This is a genomic window from Roseomonas indoligenes (assembly GCF_017813365.1).
Lineage (GTDB): Bacteria > Pseudomonadota > Alphaproteobacteria > Acetobacterales > Acetobacteraceae > Roseomonas > Roseomonas indoligenes.
Genome location: NZ_JAGIZA010000005.1, coordinates 393,847 through 407,640, shown reverse-complemented (window position 1 = coordinate 407,640; position 13,794 = coordinate 393,847). Strand labels below are relative to the sequence as shown.

13 protein-coding genes are annotated in these 13,794 nt (G+C 72.1%); 5 read left to right on the top strand and 8 right to left on the bottom strand.

From position 1 onward, the window contains the following. Positions 1 to 69: 69 nt before the first annotated feature. The 5 genes from J5Y10_RS11580 to J5Y10_RS11560 all read right to left on the bottom strand — a co-directional run bounded on the left by J5Y10_RS11580 (position 70) and on the right by J5Y10_RS11560 (position 5,140). Complete coding sequence (locus J5Y10_RS11580) at positions 70 to 1,893, bottom strand: PAS domain S-box protein (protein ID WP_209373656.1); 1,824 nt, start codon at positions 1,891 to 1,893, stop codon at positions 70 to 72. A 34-nt stretch (positions 1,894 to 1,927) separates the two neighbouring features. Further along, positions 1,928 to 2,116: a type II toxin-antitoxin system ParD family antitoxin gene (locus tag J5Y10_RS11575; protein WP_209373654.1), complete on the bottom strand. Its 189-nt coding sequence runs from the start codon at positions 2,114 to 2,116 to the stop codon at positions 1,928 to 1,930. A 386-nt stretch (positions 2,117 to 2,502) separates the two neighbouring features. Next, positions 2,503 to 3,297, bottom strand: coding sequence for a phytanoyl-CoA dioxygenase family protein (locus J5Y10_RS11570; protein ID WP_209373652.1), 795 nt, complete (start codon positions 3,295 to 3,297; stop codon positions 2,503 to 2,505). A 92-nt stretch (positions 3,298 to 3,389) separates the two neighbouring features. Continuing rightward, the gene (locus J5Y10_RS11565) at positions 3,390 to 4,160 is read right to left on the bottom strand and encodes an SPFH domain-containing protein (RefSeq protein ID WP_209373650.1); all 771 of its coding nucleotides are present in this window, start codon (positions 4,158 to 4,160) and stop codon (positions 3,390 to 3,392) included. 116 nt (positions 4,161 to 4,276) lie between these two features. Continuing rightward, positions 4,277 to 5,140: a branched-chain amino acid aminotransferase gene (locus tag J5Y10_RS11560; RefSeq protein ID WP_209373648.1), complete on the bottom strand. Its 864-nt coding sequence runs from the start codon at positions 5,138 to 5,140 to the stop codon at positions 4,277 to 4,279. A gap of 114 nt (positions 5,141 to 5,254) precedes the next feature. On the opposite strand from J5Y10_RS11560, the gene J5Y10_RS11555 reads away from it, so the two are divergent. Beyond that, a complete protein-coding gene (locus J5Y10_RS11555) occupies positions 5,255 to 6,040 on the top strand; it encodes a TrmH family RNA methyltransferase (protein ID WP_209373646.1) in 786 nt (261 codons plus the stop codon). Here J5Y10_RS11555 and J5Y10_RS11550 read toward each other — a convergent pair. Next, the gene (locus tag J5Y10_RS11550; protein ID WP_209373644.1) at positions 6,037 to 6,264 is read right to left on the bottom strand and encodes a DUF1289 domain-containing protein; all 228 of its coding nucleotides are present in this window, start codon (positions 6,262 to 6,264) and stop codon (positions 6,037 to 6,039) included. The two genes, J5Y10_RS11555 and J5Y10_RS11550, sit on opposite strands and share 4 nt — an antisense overlap. Before the next feature lie 104 nt (positions 6,265 to 6,368). Between J5Y10_RS11550 and J5Y10_RS11545 the strand changes: the two genes are divergently transcribed. Then, a complete protein-coding gene (locus tag J5Y10_RS11545; RefSeq protein WP_209373641.1) occupies positions 6,369 to 7,379 on the top strand; it encodes a Bug family tripartite tricarboxylate transporter substrate binding protein in 1,011 nt (336 codons plus the stop codon). A 40-nt stretch (positions 7,380 to 7,419) separates the two neighbouring features. Here J5Y10_RS11545 and J5Y10_RS11540 read toward each other — a convergent pair whose 3' ends face one another. Both J5Y10_RS11540 and J5Y10_RS11535 read right to left on the bottom strand, forming a co-directional pair. After that, positions 7,420 to 9,423 carry a methyl-accepting chemotaxis protein gene (locus J5Y10_RS11540; RefSeq protein ID WP_209373639.1) on the bottom strand — a complete coding sequence of 668 codons (2,004 nt, stop codon included), beginning with the start codon at positions 9,421 to 9,423 and terminating at the stop codon, positions 7,420 to 7,422. Between the two features lie 68 nt (positions 9,424 to 9,491). Then, positions 9,492 to 10,256, bottom strand: a complete 765-nt coding sequence (locus J5Y10_RS11535; RefSeq protein ID WP_209373637.1) for an SDR family NAD(P)-dependent oxidoreductase — start codon at positions 10,254 to 10,256, stop codon at positions 9,492 to 9,494. Between the two features lie 156 nt (positions 10,257 to 10,412). Between J5Y10_RS11535 and J5Y10_RS11530 the strand changes: the two genes are divergently transcribed. From J5Y10_RS11530 to J5Y10_RS11520, 3 genes are read left to right on the top strand one after another with little or no spacing between them, the layout of a single operon-like run. Beyond that, on the top strand, positions 10,413 to 11,714 hold the full coding sequence (locus J5Y10_RS11530; RefSeq protein WP_209373636.1) for a flavin monoamine oxidase family protein: 1,302 nt from the start codon (positions 10,413 to 10,415) through the stop codon (positions 11,712 to 11,714). Beyond that, on the top strand, positions 11,711 to 13,030 hold the full coding sequence (locus tag J5Y10_RS11525; protein ID WP_342452897.1) for an ABC transporter permease: 1,320 nt from the start codon (positions 11,711 to 11,713) through the stop codon (positions 13,028 to 13,030). The genes J5Y10_RS11530 and J5Y10_RS11525 overlap by 4 nt, the downstream gene beginning before the upstream one ends. Next, positions 13,030 to 13,794, top strand: coding sequence for an ABC transporter ATP-binding protein (locus tag J5Y10_RS11520; RefSeq protein WP_209373635.1), 765 nt, complete (start codon positions 13,030 to 13,032; stop codon positions 13,792 to 13,794). Before J5Y10_RS11525 ends, J5Y10_RS11520 begins: the two co-directional genes overlap by 1 nt.

Genomic DNA, 13,794 nt, shown 5'->3' with positions numbered 1-13,794 from the left:
GGCCGCCCAGGCCTCATCAGACAGCCAGAACAAACGCGCCATGTCCACCTCCTGATCAGCCAAACCCGATCAGGAGACAAAAACGCCAACGAACGTAGAGAGTTGTTTGGGTTCCCTACCTAGGCGTCCTGCACCGTCCATCGCATCGCGCGCGTTCACGGCAAGGTTGACCAGGGCCGTCTCGAACTGGTTCGGGTCGGCCTCGACGGCACAGTCCTCGCACTCGATCGCCGCCTCGATCGTGATGCGTGCCCCGACCAGCGGCCGGATCAGATCCGTGACTGCCTGGATCCGGTCCCCGACGAGGAACACCTCGGGCCTGAGCGGCTGGCGGCGCGCGAAGGCGAGCAGCTGGCTCGTGAGCTTGGCCGCCCGGCTGGCCGTGTCCGAGATCGCCTCGACGTAGCGCTGGCGCCGCTCGTCCGGCAGGTCGGGGCGACGAAGGAGGTCGGCCGAGGAGCGGATGATCGTCAGCAGGTTGTTGAAGTCGTGCGCGACGCCGCCGGTCAGCTGTCCGACGGCCTCCAGCTTCTGGGATTGCCGGAGCGCTTCCTCGTTGAGGCGCAACTGCTCCGCCCGGCGGACCGCCTCAACTTCGAGGTGCTCGTTCAGCTGACGCAGGTCACGCTCCGACCGCAGCCGCTCCGTCACGTCGAGCATGGCGCCGATCATCCGAAGGGGCTCGCCATTCGGCCCGCGCACCATGAAGCCGCGGTCCAGCACGTCGGCGTAGGAGCCATCGGCCCGTTGAAAGCGGTACTCGTCCGACCAGCGGTTGGCCGTGCCGTCGATCACCTCGTGGATGGAACGGGTGATGCGCTCCCGGTCCTCGGGATGGATGTGCCCGATCCACCATCCGCCAGCGGGATCGACATCCTCCGGCCGGTAACCGTAGGCGTCGTGGAGCGCCTCGTTCCACTCGATCCGATCCTGCTGGAGATCCCAGTCCCAGATGGCATCGTTGGTGGCGCGGACGGCGAGGCGGTAACGCTCCTCGCTCTCACGGAGCGCTCTCTCGGCGGTCCTGCGCTCCGAGATGTCCCGGAAGTAGACGGAGAGGCCATGCTCGCTGGGATAGATGCTGACGTCCACCCAGTGATGGAGGATGGGTGAAACCACCTCCACCTGGACCAGCCGCCGCTCGCGGGCGGCGCGGAGGTGCGCCTCATAGGCCTCGCTGCCGACGGCCTGCGGGAACTCCTCCCAGTAGACCTTCCCGATCAGGTCCTCCCGCCTCCGCCCCCACCATTCCTCAGCCCGGTGGTTGACGTAGGTGAAGCGCCACTCGTGGTCGACAGCGTAGAAGGCGTCGCTGATGCTCTCCAGGATCTCGTTCGTCCGGGTCAGGGAGGCTCCGAGCGACATCTCGGTGCACATGCGCCCGATCGCCAGGCCCAGGAGGTTCGCGGCACCCTGCATGAAGGCGAGATCGTCGCCGACGAAGTCCTCTGGATTTGAGCTGTCGGCCTCCAGCACTCCCCAGGCACCGCCGTCCGTGCGGATGACCACGTTCATGGCCCGCCGGATGCCGTGATCGAGAAGAAGCTGTGGCGTCCTGAACCGGCCCTCGCATGCCAGGTGGCTGGAGATGACGGGCTCCCCGGTCCTGAACGTATAACCGGTCGGCGCCGCGAGGTCGGCACCCGTCCGGTAATGCCCGACGATACCCTCCCGCCAGCCGACCCCGGCGCGCACGAGGAGCCGATCCTCGCCGGGCAGGTACTCCATGACCTTCGAGAAGCGGGTCCGCAGACCGAGCGCGATCAGGCGGGTCGCCTCCTGTAGCAAGGTATCGAGGCTGGTGCCGCGTAGGGCATAGGCTCCCAGCTCGGCGAGGAGCTTCTGCTGACCTAGGCGATGATGCAGGCCGCGGTCGGCCGCAGGAGCACCCATCGCGGTAGACTCGGAGTTCTCGCCCCTCACCACCTCAGTCATTCGCGATCTGTCCGGCCGGCGCGGGACGCCGCGCCTCAGCCGCATCCCGCTCGATCAAGAGGCGGAGGGAGGCGCGGACCACCTCGCTCGCGGTGACATAGCGCCCGGATGCGACCTGCTCGTTGATGTACCTCACCAGTGGCTCGGTCAGGGCGACGTGGAGGGTGTGCTGAGCTGGCATCGGGACGCGCAGTTAACAATCCTGCCTCCGGGTGTCACCTTATGTCTTCGTGATGCAGTAAACCCGGCGGGAGAGCGCCCGGGATCCGTGGCGGCCGACCTGCCCGACCAGACTTCATGCCTCCGCTTCAGCGGCTCCGCACCGAGAGTGGGGTGGCCGCTCGCGCCCAGATGCGGCGACGGTGAAGCCGGGGGCATGAGGCCGGCGCGTCAGGCGGGTCGGTTTCCCCTCCTGAACCTCCGGTGGCGAGCGGCCCAAGCGGTGTCGAACCTGCGGCCGAGAGTGAGGCCGATTGCATGTTCCGCTTTGTCTGGCCCGTTGCCCTGGAGCGGATATGCTGCTCCCGGCGAAGGTCGGAAGACCGGCTGCTTCCAGCAGTCCTGGCGTCAGACCCTGAAGCGATAGTTCCGGCCGGGCACCCGCTCCACGTCCGGGGGGAAGTTGGCGTGCTTGTCGGCGTAGTAGCGCGCGCGGTGGTCGCCCTGCGAGGCGAGGTTGTAGGTGAGATAGAGGATGCGCCGTGCCTCCGACGTCAGGTTCGGGTCGGAGGCATGGGGGACGTAGCTGTCGAAGAACAGGGCGTCGCCGGGCTCGGTCGGTACGGAGGTGAGGGCGAAGCCGGCCATCTGTTCGGCGGTGAGGGGCTTCCACTCGTCGCCGATCAGGCCGGCGAAGCGGGGGGCATCGGCCATCTTCAGGCAGCCGTTCGTCTCCGTCGCGCGGTCGATGCAGACGAGGGCAGTGATGAAGAGCGGGGCGTAGGCGGACCAGCCGGCCTGCTGGTCCTGGTGCGGCTCGAAGCCTGCGCCGCCCGGCATCTTGAAGTTGATTTTCTCCTTGAACAGCACGACGGGGCCGCCCATCAGCTGGGCGCAGGCGGCTTCCAGCTTGCCGCCGCCGCGCACCAGGCGGTCGAAGCCTTCGTGGAAAGGGCAGAAGTTCTCGATGCGCTGGATGACCGGGGCGGCGCCGGGGATGAGGCTGGGCTCGCGATAGACCCAATGGCGGCCGGGAACTTCCGGCGCGGCCGTCAGCTCGTCCGTCCAGCGCGAGATGTCTGCGGTTTCCTCCGGCGTGAAGAGGCCGCGGGCGGCGAGCCAGCCGGTGCTGGCGTAGTGCTCCACCTCGTTGGGCTGGAGCGGACCTTGGGTGACGGCGCGGAGCGCGATGACCTGGCTCATGGGGCGGGATTTTACCGAAAGTCCGGCGGGTCGCGTAGTACAGGTGTTACTCAACGCAGCGTGTTGGGCGCCTTCGGTTCGGGAAGCGGGGCTCAGGGTTCGGCGCGGCCCGGCCGCTCGGGGATGATGCCCCGACCGTCCCAGCGGCGGATCCGCTCCATGTCCAGCGCGTTGGGGTTGTCGCCGGACATGGCGGGGGAGGCGGCGATGGAGGCGGCGCGGGCGCGGCCCCCTTCGCGCTCGCTCACCACCGCGCGCCAGCTCTCGCCGGGGTCGATGCGGGTGAGGGCGAATTCATTGACGTCCACCCGGATGAGAGCGCGGGCGCGGGCCTTGAGGTCGTCCGTCAGTTCCCGCCCGATGGCGGAGGCGTTGCGGATGATCTCCTCCATGGGGTGGCGGCCCATGACGGTCTGGATGGAGGCGGCCATGAGGGCCGGCATCGCATCCACGCCCGCGCGGATATGGGCATAGCGCCAGCGCAGGTCGTCCTCGTTCCCCTCATGCCAGTAGGCGGTGCCGAAGAGGGTGAGGGCGTGGCCCTCCGCGCTGAGGGCGGGCATGCCGCGGTCCGGGGCGGAGCGGTCCGAGGCGAGCAGCGCCATGTCGTAGGGCCGGACGCTCTGGCTGAAAGGGTTGAGCAGGCCCCACTGCCCGGGGCCGAGGATCCGCGTCACCTCCCCGCCATGGCCGATAAGGAGCATCTGGCCAGGGCCAGGGACGACCGCGACCTGGCGGTAGGCGATCCAGCCGACGAGGAGGATGCCGATGGCGGCGAGGCCGATCCGGGCGGCGCGGGGGCGCGCGGCTTCCGCCCTGGCCCGTTCCGTCGTGGATGCGGGGAGGCTGTCATCCCTCGGCATAGGTCGTCCGGCACCTCCTCCGGCGGCCCGCATGGGCGGCCGGCAAGGCGTGAACGATGGTTCCTGGCTCCGGTTCCGCGGGGCGGAAAGGCGCGTTTCGCCCTGCGGACCGGCGGTCAGGCCTGGCGTGGGATGATGCGGGCGGTCTCGGCGAACTCAAAATAGAGGCGGCGGGCCTCGGCGGCGACGGGGCCGGGCTGCATGTCGTGGGTGCCGTAACGGGTGCAGGGCTGGACCTTGCCGAAGTTGCCGGTGGCGAAGATCTCGTCGGCGTCCTGGAGCATCTGTTCCGTGACGATCTGTTCCCGCACCTCGCGGCCGGCGCCTCGCAGCAGTTCCATGATCCGCGCGCGGGTGATGCCGGCAAGGAAGGTGCCGTTCGCCTTCGGGGTGAACACCACCCCGTCCTTCACCATCATGAGGTTGGCGGCGGAGAACTCGGCGACGTTGCCGTCGGGGTCCAGCATCACGGCCCATTCGTAGCTGTGCTCCCTTGCCCAGGCGGCCGCGCGGGCGCCGTTGGGGTAGAGGGCGCTGGCCTTGGCGTCGGTCGGCGCCTGGTCGGGGGCGGGGCGACGGAAGGGGGCGGTGATAGCGGAGAAGCCCGTGGGCGGGGGCAGGGGGGAATCGTAGATGGAGAGGATGAACTCCGTGCTGTCCGGATCGGGCTGGGAGGCACCGAGGCCGCGGCGGACGAAGAACATCGGGCGGATGTAGAGTTCCGCATCCGGGCCCATGCGGCGGACGCCCTCGCGGCAGAGCGCCTCGATCTCGTCGGCGGTCATGGTGGGGTTCATCCGCATGTTGCGGGCGGATTGGACGCAGCGGCGGCAGTGCAGATCCAGATCCGGCACGGTGCCGCGGATGGCGCGGGCACCGTCGAAGATCACCGATCCCAGCCAGAAGGCGTGGTCCATGGGGCCGAGGACCTTGGGCTCCTCGGTGGACCAGTTGCCGAGATGCCAGAAGACGCCGGCCATTGTTTCTCTCTCCTTCTGCGCCCTGTGGGCGAAGGGCGCGGAAAATTGCATGGCGGGGGTGGGCGGGGAAGGGGTGTGCTTGACCCCCGGCGGGGGGCGGCGTTGATGCGGGCCATGGATCGTGCCCCGCCCTTCGCCCCGAACCCAGCCCCCCGGCCGCCGCGCCCGCCGGAGCCGGACCGGATCTGCGGGCTGGCCGCTGTCTCGGCCGTGTTCTCCCGCCGGCCGCGGGACGTGCTGCGGCTGTTCCACCTGCCATCCCGCCGGCGGGAGGCGAACCCCTTCTGCGCGGTGCTGGCGGAGGCGCGGAAGCCCTATCGCGAGGTGGGGGAGGAGGAGCTGGCCCGGGTGGCGGGCACGGTGCATCACGGGGGCATCGTGGCGGTGGTGGCGCGGCGGCGGGTGGCGCCGGTGGTGCTGCCCCTGCCGGCGGCGCTGCGGACGGCGCCGGTGCTGCCTGTGCTGGATGGGGTTTCCAACCCGCATAACCTGGGGGCCATCGCGCGGTCCGCGGCCTTCTTCGGTTGCATCGGGATGGTGCTGTCGGGCGATCCGCGGCAGGCCGGGCTGTCGGACGCGGCCTGGCGGACGAGCGAGGGCGGGCTCGAGGTGCTGAGCCTCTGGACCGCGCCGGACTTGGCCGCCGCGCTGCCTGCCATGGGGGTGTTGACCGTGGCCGCGGTGTCCTCCGGCGGGGCCTCGCCGGAGGCGGTGCTGGCCCGCCGGCCGGCGGGGGGCTGCGTGGCCCTGGTGCTGGGGAATGAGGAGCAGGGGGTGAGCCCGGCCACGGCGGCGGCCTGCGACATGCAGGTGACGCTGCCGGGATCGGGGCGGGTTGAGAGCCTGAATGTTTCCGTCGCGGCGGCGGTGCTGATCCACGCGCTCTCGGCGCGGCGCTAGCGCTTCTTCCCGGCCGCGGGGCCGGTGCGATGGCCGGCAGCCGCCATGGCCGCCATCCGGGTGGGCAGGTTGGCGTGGATGGCGGCGCGGTATTCCGGGGCGCGCTTCCAGGCCTTCTTCTCAGGCTTCGTCATTCCGCAGCCGAGGCACCATTCGGTGCTGTCATCGTACGCGCAGACCTTGATGCAGGGGCGCTCATCGGGAGGCGCTAGGAGATCGGGCATGCCCCTTTCTTGGGTCGGCGGGGCGGTTGGACAAGGTTCCGGGGGTTGCCCCGCCGCGCTTGCGGGGCGACATGACGGCCGCTTCACGAATCCGGAGAGGTTCCATGCTCCCAACTCGACGCGCCCTGCTGGGCGCCGCGGCCGTTGCGCCGCTCGGCCTGCCGGCCCTGGCGCCTTCCGCCCTTGCCCAGGGCACCAACTGGCCCGCGCGGCCGCCGCGCATCGTGGTGCCCTACGCGCCGGGCGGCGCCGTGGACCTGACGGGGCGGCTGCTGGCGGAGCGGCTGCAGGGCATCCTCGGGCAGAACGTGGTGGTGGACAACCGCGGCGGCGCGGGCGGCAATATTGGCGCGGACTTCGTGGCCCGCAGCGAGAAGGACGGCTACACGATCCTTCTCACCTCCGTCTCCATCATGGCGGCCAACAAATACCTGTATCGCCGTTCCATGCCGCTGGAGCCGCTGCGCGACCTGGCGCCGGTGACGCGGGTGACGACGGGCACGGTGCTGCTGATCGTGAACGCCAACCGGCCCTGGAAGACCTTCGGCGAGCTGATCGCGGCGGCGAAGAAGGATCCGGGCAAGCTGACCATGGGGTCCTCCGGCACCGGCACGGTCAGCCACATCACCATCTCCACCGTCGCGAAGGCGGCGGGCGTGGACATCACCCATGTGCCGTATCGTGGCGGCGGGCCTGCCTTCGCGGACCTGCTGGCGGGGAACATCGACATGATGTTCGACGTGATCCCCGCGGCGATGCCGAACGTGCGCGAGGGCAAGTTCCGCCCGCTGGCCGTGGGCAGCGCGGAGCGCATCACCTACGTGCCGGAGCTGCGCGACGTGCCCAGCATGAAGGAGCTGCTGCCCGGCTCCAACATCGACATGCAGAGCTGGTACGCGGTGAACCTGCCGGCCGGCACGCCGCGGCCGGTGGTGGACAAGCTGCACGCGGCGCTGCTGCAGGTGGTGAAGTCCGACGACTTCAAGGGCCGGATGGAGCCGCAGGGCTTCACCCCGGCCTGGGACGAGACGCCGGAGGCCTATGGCGAGTACCTGAAGCAGCAGGACCAGCTGTGGAAGCGGCTTGTCGAGGAATCCGGCGCTTCGCTGGACTGATGGGAAGGGGGCCCGCGCCGATGCGCGGGCCCTTTCCGGTTCAGGCGGCGCGCCGGACCGCCGGCTCGGCGCCGAGGCGGTCCAGGATGCGGCCCACCCGCTCGATCGTCGCGGGGTCCTGGCGGAAGGCAATGGCGAGCAGGCCTTCGCGGACCGAGACGACGCGGGCCCTGGCCGGGCCCTCCGCGCCGGGCAGATCCAGCAGTACCTCCGCGCCGATCTCGCAGGGCCAGTCGCAGGGCAGGGCCGCGCCGCCCAGGGAGATGTCGTTCAGCACGGTGTCGAAGGTGCCGTGCGTCGCGCAGCGCAGCCGCACGGGCGTGCGGCGGCCGTCGACCCTTTCGTAGCGGCGGCGGTCCCCGTTCGTCTCGCTGCTCCGCATCGCCGCCAGGAAGTGGTCCACCTCCTCGCGCAGACTGCGGGAGAGGCCGGAGACCTCGCCGGAGGTGTCCAGCACGGCCCCGCCGGCGGCGCCGGACCGCTCCGCCAGGGCGGTCACGTCCCGCATCGCCCGGGTGGCGTTGTCCGTGCTGCGGGCGACGTGCTGGACCTGGGAGGCGATCTCCCGCGTCGCGGCGCCCTGCTGGTCCACGGCCTCCGCGATGGCGGCGGCCACGTCGCTCACGCGGTCGATCGCGCCGGCCACGCCGCGCACGGCGCGCACCGCCTCGCCCGAGGCGGCCTGGATGGCGGCGATCTGGTCGCCGATGCGCCCCGTCGCCTGGGCGGTCTGGGCGGCCAGGGTCTTTACCTCGCTCGCCACCACCGCGAAGCCGCGGCCCGCTTCGCCGGCGCGGGCGGCCTCGATGGTGGCGTTCAGCGCCAGCAGGTTGGTCTGGCCGGCGATGTCGCTGATCAGCCGCACCACGTCGCCGATCGCCTCGGCGGCGGCGCTCAGCCCCTGCACGGTGGTGTCTGTGCTGCGGGCCTGTTCCACCGCGGCGCGCGCGGCGGTGGCGGCTTCCGTCACCTGGCGCGCGATCTCGTTCACGCTGGCGCTCATCTCCTCCGTGGCGGCCGCGACCTGGGCGAGGCTGCGGGAGGAGGTCTCGGCGTCCTCGGCGGTGGAGGCGATGTCCTCGCGGGTGCGGGTGGCGGCCTCCGCCATCTCGCCGGCCGTGCCGCGCATCGCCTCCGCCGTGCGGCCGAGGGAGGAGAGCACGCCGGAGACGGAGGTGCCGAAATCCTGGGTGAGCCGGTCCATTGCCTCCTGGCGCCGATCCTTCGCCGCGCGCTCCCCGTTCACCTGGGCTTCCAGGGCGCGGGTGCGGAGGGCGGATTCGCGCAGCGTCTCCACCGCGCGCCCGATCTCGCCGAGCTGGTCCGTGCGGTCGGCGCAGGGGGCGGGGCGGCCCAGGTCGCCTTCCGCGATGGCGCGGACGGCGGTGGCGAGGGTGCTCAGCGGGCGCATGGTGGAGCGGAGGATGAACCAGCGCGCCGCGCCGACGACGAGGATGACGAGAAGGCCGGCGCCCGCGCTCTCCGCGATCAGGCGCCGCACCATCGCGTCGGCCCCGGCCGTTGGATAGGCGACCGAGAGGACGCCGAGGGTGCGGCCTTCCGCATCGCGGATCGGCTCCTGCAGCGTGGCGTGCGGGGTGCCGGCGATGGTCGCGGTGCCGCGGAGCGTCTCTCCGCGAAGGAGCACGGCCTGGCGCGCGGGTTCCTCCAGCCGGGCGGGGTTCGGGGCGCCGGAGGCGACGGGCCTGTCGCCGGCGTAGAGGGTGACGGTGCCGCCGGCGATGGCGGTGACGCGGCGCATCAGCTCCTCGCCGTCGGCGGCGGGCCTGCCGCCGAGGGTCAGCGCGCCGTCGGCGAGGCGCCAGCCCGTGCCGAGCGCGCCCAGTTCCTCCTTCGCGAGGGCGAGGTTCGTCTCCAGGCTCCGCTGCACCCCGTCCCGCGCGCTGCCGGCCACCCCGCGGATCGTCCAGGCCTGGACGGCGGCGACGGCGAGGGCAACGGCGAGGAGGGACGCGATGAGCAGGCGGTTGACGATGCCGATCTGGCCGATCCGGGTGCGGATCGACCCGAGCGCTTGGGGCATGGCGGGTCCAATCGGATAGGGAAGGCCGCCATGCTCGCCGGGAAAGGTGAAGGAGGGGTTTCCCGCGCTTAGGGACCCAGCAGCTGGCCTCCGTCGACGACGAGGCTCTGGCCGGTAATCCAGCTCGCGCGCGCCGAGGCGAGGAAAAGGACGGCCTCCGCCACCTCCTCCGGCCGGCCCATGCGGCCGAAGGGGATCTGGGACAGGGTGCCGTTGTAGAGGGCGGGATCGTCGGTGCGCCGGCGCTCCCAGGTGCCGCCGGGGAACTCGATGGAGCCGGGAGAGACGGCGTTGGCGCGGATGCCCCTGGCCGCGAGGGTCCGTGCCTGGCTGCTGGTGTACTGGATCACCGCCGCCTTCGCCGCGGCATAGGGCGGGTTCCGCTTCGTCGCGCGGAGGGCGGAGATGGAGGCGATGTTGACGATGGCGCCCGCGCCCGACCTCTCGAGCCAGGGCAGGGCGGCGTGGCTGGCGCGGATGACGGCCATGACGTCCACCGAGAGGGAGGCGGCCCAGCTCTCCTCGTCATCGGCCCGGCCGAAGCCGGAGGCGTTGTTGACGAGGATGTCGATGCCGCCGAGCGCCTCGGCCGCTTTCGGGACGAAGCCGGCGATGGAGGCGGCGTCCGAGAGGTCGCAGGGGGCGGCGAAGGTCGGCGCGTTGCCAGCGGCGGCGATCTCGGCGCGGGTGGCCTCCAGCGTCTCGGCGCCGCGGGCGCAGATCGCCACGGCGGCGCCGGCCCTAGCGAAGGCGAGGGCGATGGAGCGGCCGATGCCGCGGCTGCCGCCCATGACGAGGGCGCGCCGGCCTTCGAGGTCTCGTGTGGGGTTCATGAGGATCCGATTCCTTTGGGGCGGGGATGATGGGCCGGGGTGCGGGGTTGCGATACCGGCTGCGACGGAGCGTTACGCCGGGTGCGGAAAGGCCCGATTCCTGCTTCACGAAGCCGATGGGCGGCTGCTTGGGGGCTGGCCCTGGGACGCGGGGCAGTGGAAACCCTGGCCGGATATGACCGCTGGGACATGATGGTGTCGGGGGATTGCGACCTTCTGGTCGTCGGGGCGGGCGCGGCGGGGATCGCGGCGGCGCGCGAGGCGATGGGCCTTGGGCTGACGGTCCGGGTGCTGGAGGCGCGTGGGCGGGTCGGCGGGCGGGCGCTGACCGATCCCTCCTTCCCGATGGACCTGGGGGCGACCTGGCTGCACGCGGCGCAGGCCAATCCCCTGGTGCCCCTCGCCGAGGCGCGGGGGCTGGAGCTGTTCGACCATGATTCCGTGCGCTCCTCCCGCGTGTGGATGGGGGACCGCTGGGCCACGGCCGCGGAGATGCAGGATTACGACCGGGCCGAGGGGGAGTGGCACGCGGCCGTGACCCTGGCAGCGGCGCGGGGCGGGGTGCGGAGCCTGCGCGACGCGGCGCCGCGCGGCGGCTTCTGGGATGCCACGCTGACGCATTGGGAAGGCCCGGTGATCGCGGCGGCGGAGGCGGGGGAGATCGACCTGGACGACTACTTGGCGACCCTGCTGAACGGCACGAACCTGCTGCCGCGGGAGGGGTGCGGGCACCTTCTCTCCGTTCTGGCTGAGGGGCTTCCGGTCACCCTGGGAGCGCCGGTGCAGCGCATCGCCTGGGGCGGGTCGCGCGTGCGGGCGGAAGGTCCTTTCGGCGTGATGGAGGCGCGGGCGGCCGTGGTGACCGTCTCGACAGGGGTGCTGGCCTCCGGCGCGATCCGCTTCGATCCGGCGCTGCCGGCCGGGACGGCGCAGGCGGTGCATGACCTGCCGATGGGGTTGCTGAGCAAGGTGGGGCTCCGCGCGTCCGGGGAGGACCGGCTGGACCTGCCCTCCTTCGGGGGGATCGAGCGGCGCCTGGAGCCGGGGGAGCGGGCGATGACCTTCGTCGCCTGGCCCTTCGGGCGGGATCACCTGGAGGGCTTCGCGGGAGGGGCCCTGGCCTGGGATCTGGCGCGGGAAGGAGAGGCTGCGCTGGTGGACCAGGCTTTTCAGGAGCTGCGGGGGATTTTCGGCGCGCGGGCCGGGCGCGCCTTGCGCAGGGAGGACGCGGTGGCGTCCTCCTGGGGGACGGACCCGTGGTCCCTCGGCTCCTATGCCGCGGTGCGGCCGGGGCGGGCTGGGGCGCGGGCGGCTCTCTCGGCCCCTCTTGGCGGTGGGCGGCTGATGCTGGCGGGCGAGGCCTGCCATGAGAGCCTGGCGGGCACGCTGGCGGGCGCCTGGCAGAGCGGCGCGCGGGCGGCCCGCGAAGCGGCGGCGGCCGTGAGGCGGCCTGCGTGAGGGATGCGGAGCGGAACCCGCCCGACCCGGCCATTCCCGTGGGGGAAGGCGCGGGGAACCGGCGCGAGGAGCGAGCGGAAGGCGCGCCGGAGCGGTCCCCCGAACCCGGCAGCCCGGCGCTGCCCCCGGCGGAGGACATGGGCCCGGGGCGGGTGCCCGACAGGGCGCCGGAGCCCGGGGGCGCCGTTGCCGGTTCGGATGCCGGGCCCGACGAGGATACGGATGGGCCGCCGCCGGGGGTGGAGCGGGAGGGGGACACTCTGCGCTTCTCCGGGCGGCTGACGAGCCTTTCGGCCGGGCATGTCTGGCGGCAGGCGGAGGAGGCGGCCAAGGGGGCGCGGCGGATCGACCTCTCCGGGTTGGAGGGGCTGGACACGAGCGGCGCGGCCCTGGTGCTGGCGGCGCAGGAGAGGGCAGGCGGGGAGGTTTCGGTCGAGGGGGCCTCCGAGCCCGTGGCGGCGGTGCTGGAGCGGGCCCGGGGGGCTTCGGCGAAGCCGCCCGCGCCGCCCCCGGAGAAGCCGCGCATGGGGCTGATCCGGCGGCTGGGCGCCTGGGGCGTGGGGCGGGTGAAGGGCGTCGGGAACTCCACGGAGTTCCTCGGCGAATCCGCCTCCACCGTGGTGAACGCGGCGCGGCGGCCGCGCGACATGCGGGCGGCGGACGTGCTGCGGCACCTGGACGAGGTGGGCACGCGCGCCTTCGGGCTGATCCTGCTGCTGGGCGTGCTGATCGGCGTGATCCTGGCCTTCCAGTCCGCCGTGCCGATGCGGCAGTACGGGGCGGATATCTTCGTGCCCCGGCTGGTGGGCATCTCCCTCCTGCGCGAGTTGGGACCGCTGCTGGCGGCGGTGGTCCTGGCCGGGCGCACGGGATCGGCCTTCGCGGCCGAGCTGGGCACGATGACGGTGAACGAGGAGGTCAGCGCGCTGCGGATCATGGGGATCGACCCAATGGTGCTGCTGGTGCTGCCGCGGCTGGTCGCGGCGACGATCGCCATGCCGGTGCTGGCGCTGCTGATGGACCTTTCCGGCCTGGTGGGCATGACCCTGGTGATGATCGCGCGGGGCTTTCCGCTGGCGATCGTGGTCAACCAGCTCCATGCCGGGGTGCAGCTCTGGGACCTGCTGCAGGGGCTGGGGAAGGCCGCGGTCTTCGGGCTGGTGATCGCGGGGATCGGGTGCCGCGCCGGGCTGCAAGCGGGCAGCGGGCCGCGCGCGGTGGGCGATGCGGCGACGGCGGCGGTGGTGGGCGGGATCGTGGCGCTGGTGGTGCTGGACGGGATCTTCGCCGTGATGTTCTTCCGGCTGGGCTGGTGATGGCAGTGCCCGAGGGTGGCCGGCCGGTGATCCGGGCCGAGAAGGTGAGCATGGGCTTCGGGCAGCGCGTGCTGTTCCGGGACGTGACCTTCGACGTGAAGCGGGGCGAGGTCTTCGTCATCCTCGGCGGCTCGGGCTGCGGTAAGTCCACGCTGCTGAAGCTGATGATCGGGCTCTACCGTCCGACGGCGGGGCGCGTGACAATCCTCGGCGGCGACCTGGCGGAGGCCGAGGGGGAGGCGCGGCGCAACCTGCTGCGGCGGCTGGGCGTCATGTGGCAGTCAGGCGCGCTCTTCGGCTCGATGACCTTGCTGGAGAACGTGATGCTGCCGCTGGAGGCCCATACCGACCTGCCGCGCGAGGCGCGCGAGGCGGTGGCGCGCGTGAAGCTGGGGCTGGTCGGGCTTTCCGACGCCGCTTCCCGGCTGCCGGCGGAGATCTCGGGCGGCATGGCGAAGCGCGCCGGCATCGCGCGGGCCATGGCGCTGGACCCGCCGGTCCTTTTTCTCGATGAGCCGAGCGCGGGGCTAGACCCCGTGACGTCGGCGGGGCTGGACGAGTTGATCAAGGACCTGGCGCGGGACCTCGGCACCACCTTCGTGGTGGTGACGCACGAGCTGCAGTCGATCCTGGCGATCGGGGACCGCTGCATCATGCTGGACAAGGAGGCGCAGGGGATGATTGCCGAGGGCGATCCGCGGCGCTTGCGCGACGAGCCGCCGAACGACACGGTGCGGAAGTTCTTCCGGCGGGAGACGGCGTAG

Coding starts and splice junctions, on each gene's coding strand:
- J5Y10_RS11535 (WP_209373637.1), bottom strand. CDS start 10,256: ATGAACCCCACACGAGACCTCGAAGGCCGGCGCGCCCTCGTCATGGGC.
- J5Y10_RS11545 (WP_209373641.1), top strand. CDS start 6,369: ATGCTCCCAACTCGACGCGCCCTGCTGGGCGCCGCGGCCGTTGCGCCG.
- J5Y10_RS11570 (WP_209373652.1), bottom strand. CDS start 3,297: ATGAGCCAGGTCATCGCGCTCCGCGCCGTCACCCAAGGTCCGCTCCAG.
- J5Y10_RS11560 (WP_209373648.1), bottom strand. CDS start 5,140: ATGGCCGGCGTCTTCTGGCATCTCGGCAACTGGTCCACCGAGGAGCCC.
- J5Y10_RS11520 (WP_209373635.1), top strand. CDS start 13,030: ATGGCAGTGCCCGAGGGTGGCCGGCCGGTGATCCGGGCCGAGAAGGTG.
- J5Y10_RS11580 (WP_209373656.1), bottom strand. CDS start 1,893: ATGGGTGCTCCTGCGGCCGACCGCGGCCTGCATCATCGCCTAGGTCAG.
- J5Y10_RS11575 (WP_209373654.1), bottom strand. CDS start 2,116: ATGCCAGCTCAGCACACCCTCCACGTCGCCCTGACCGAGCCACTGGTG.
- J5Y10_RS11550 (WP_209373644.1), bottom strand. CDS start 6,264: ATGCCCGATCTCCTAGCGCCTCCCGATGAGCGCCCCTGCATCAAGGTC.
- J5Y10_RS11565 (WP_209373650.1), bottom strand. CDS start 4,160: ATGCCGAGGGATGACAGCCTCCCCGCATCCACGACGGAACGGGCCAGG.
- J5Y10_RS11540 (WP_209373639.1), bottom strand. CDS start 9,423: ATGCCCCAAGCGCTCGGGTCGATCCGCACCCGGATCGGCCAGATCGGC.
- J5Y10_RS11555 (WP_209373646.1), top strand. CDS start 5,255: ATGGATCGTGCCCCGCCCTTCGCCCCGAACCCAGCCCCCCGGCCGCCG.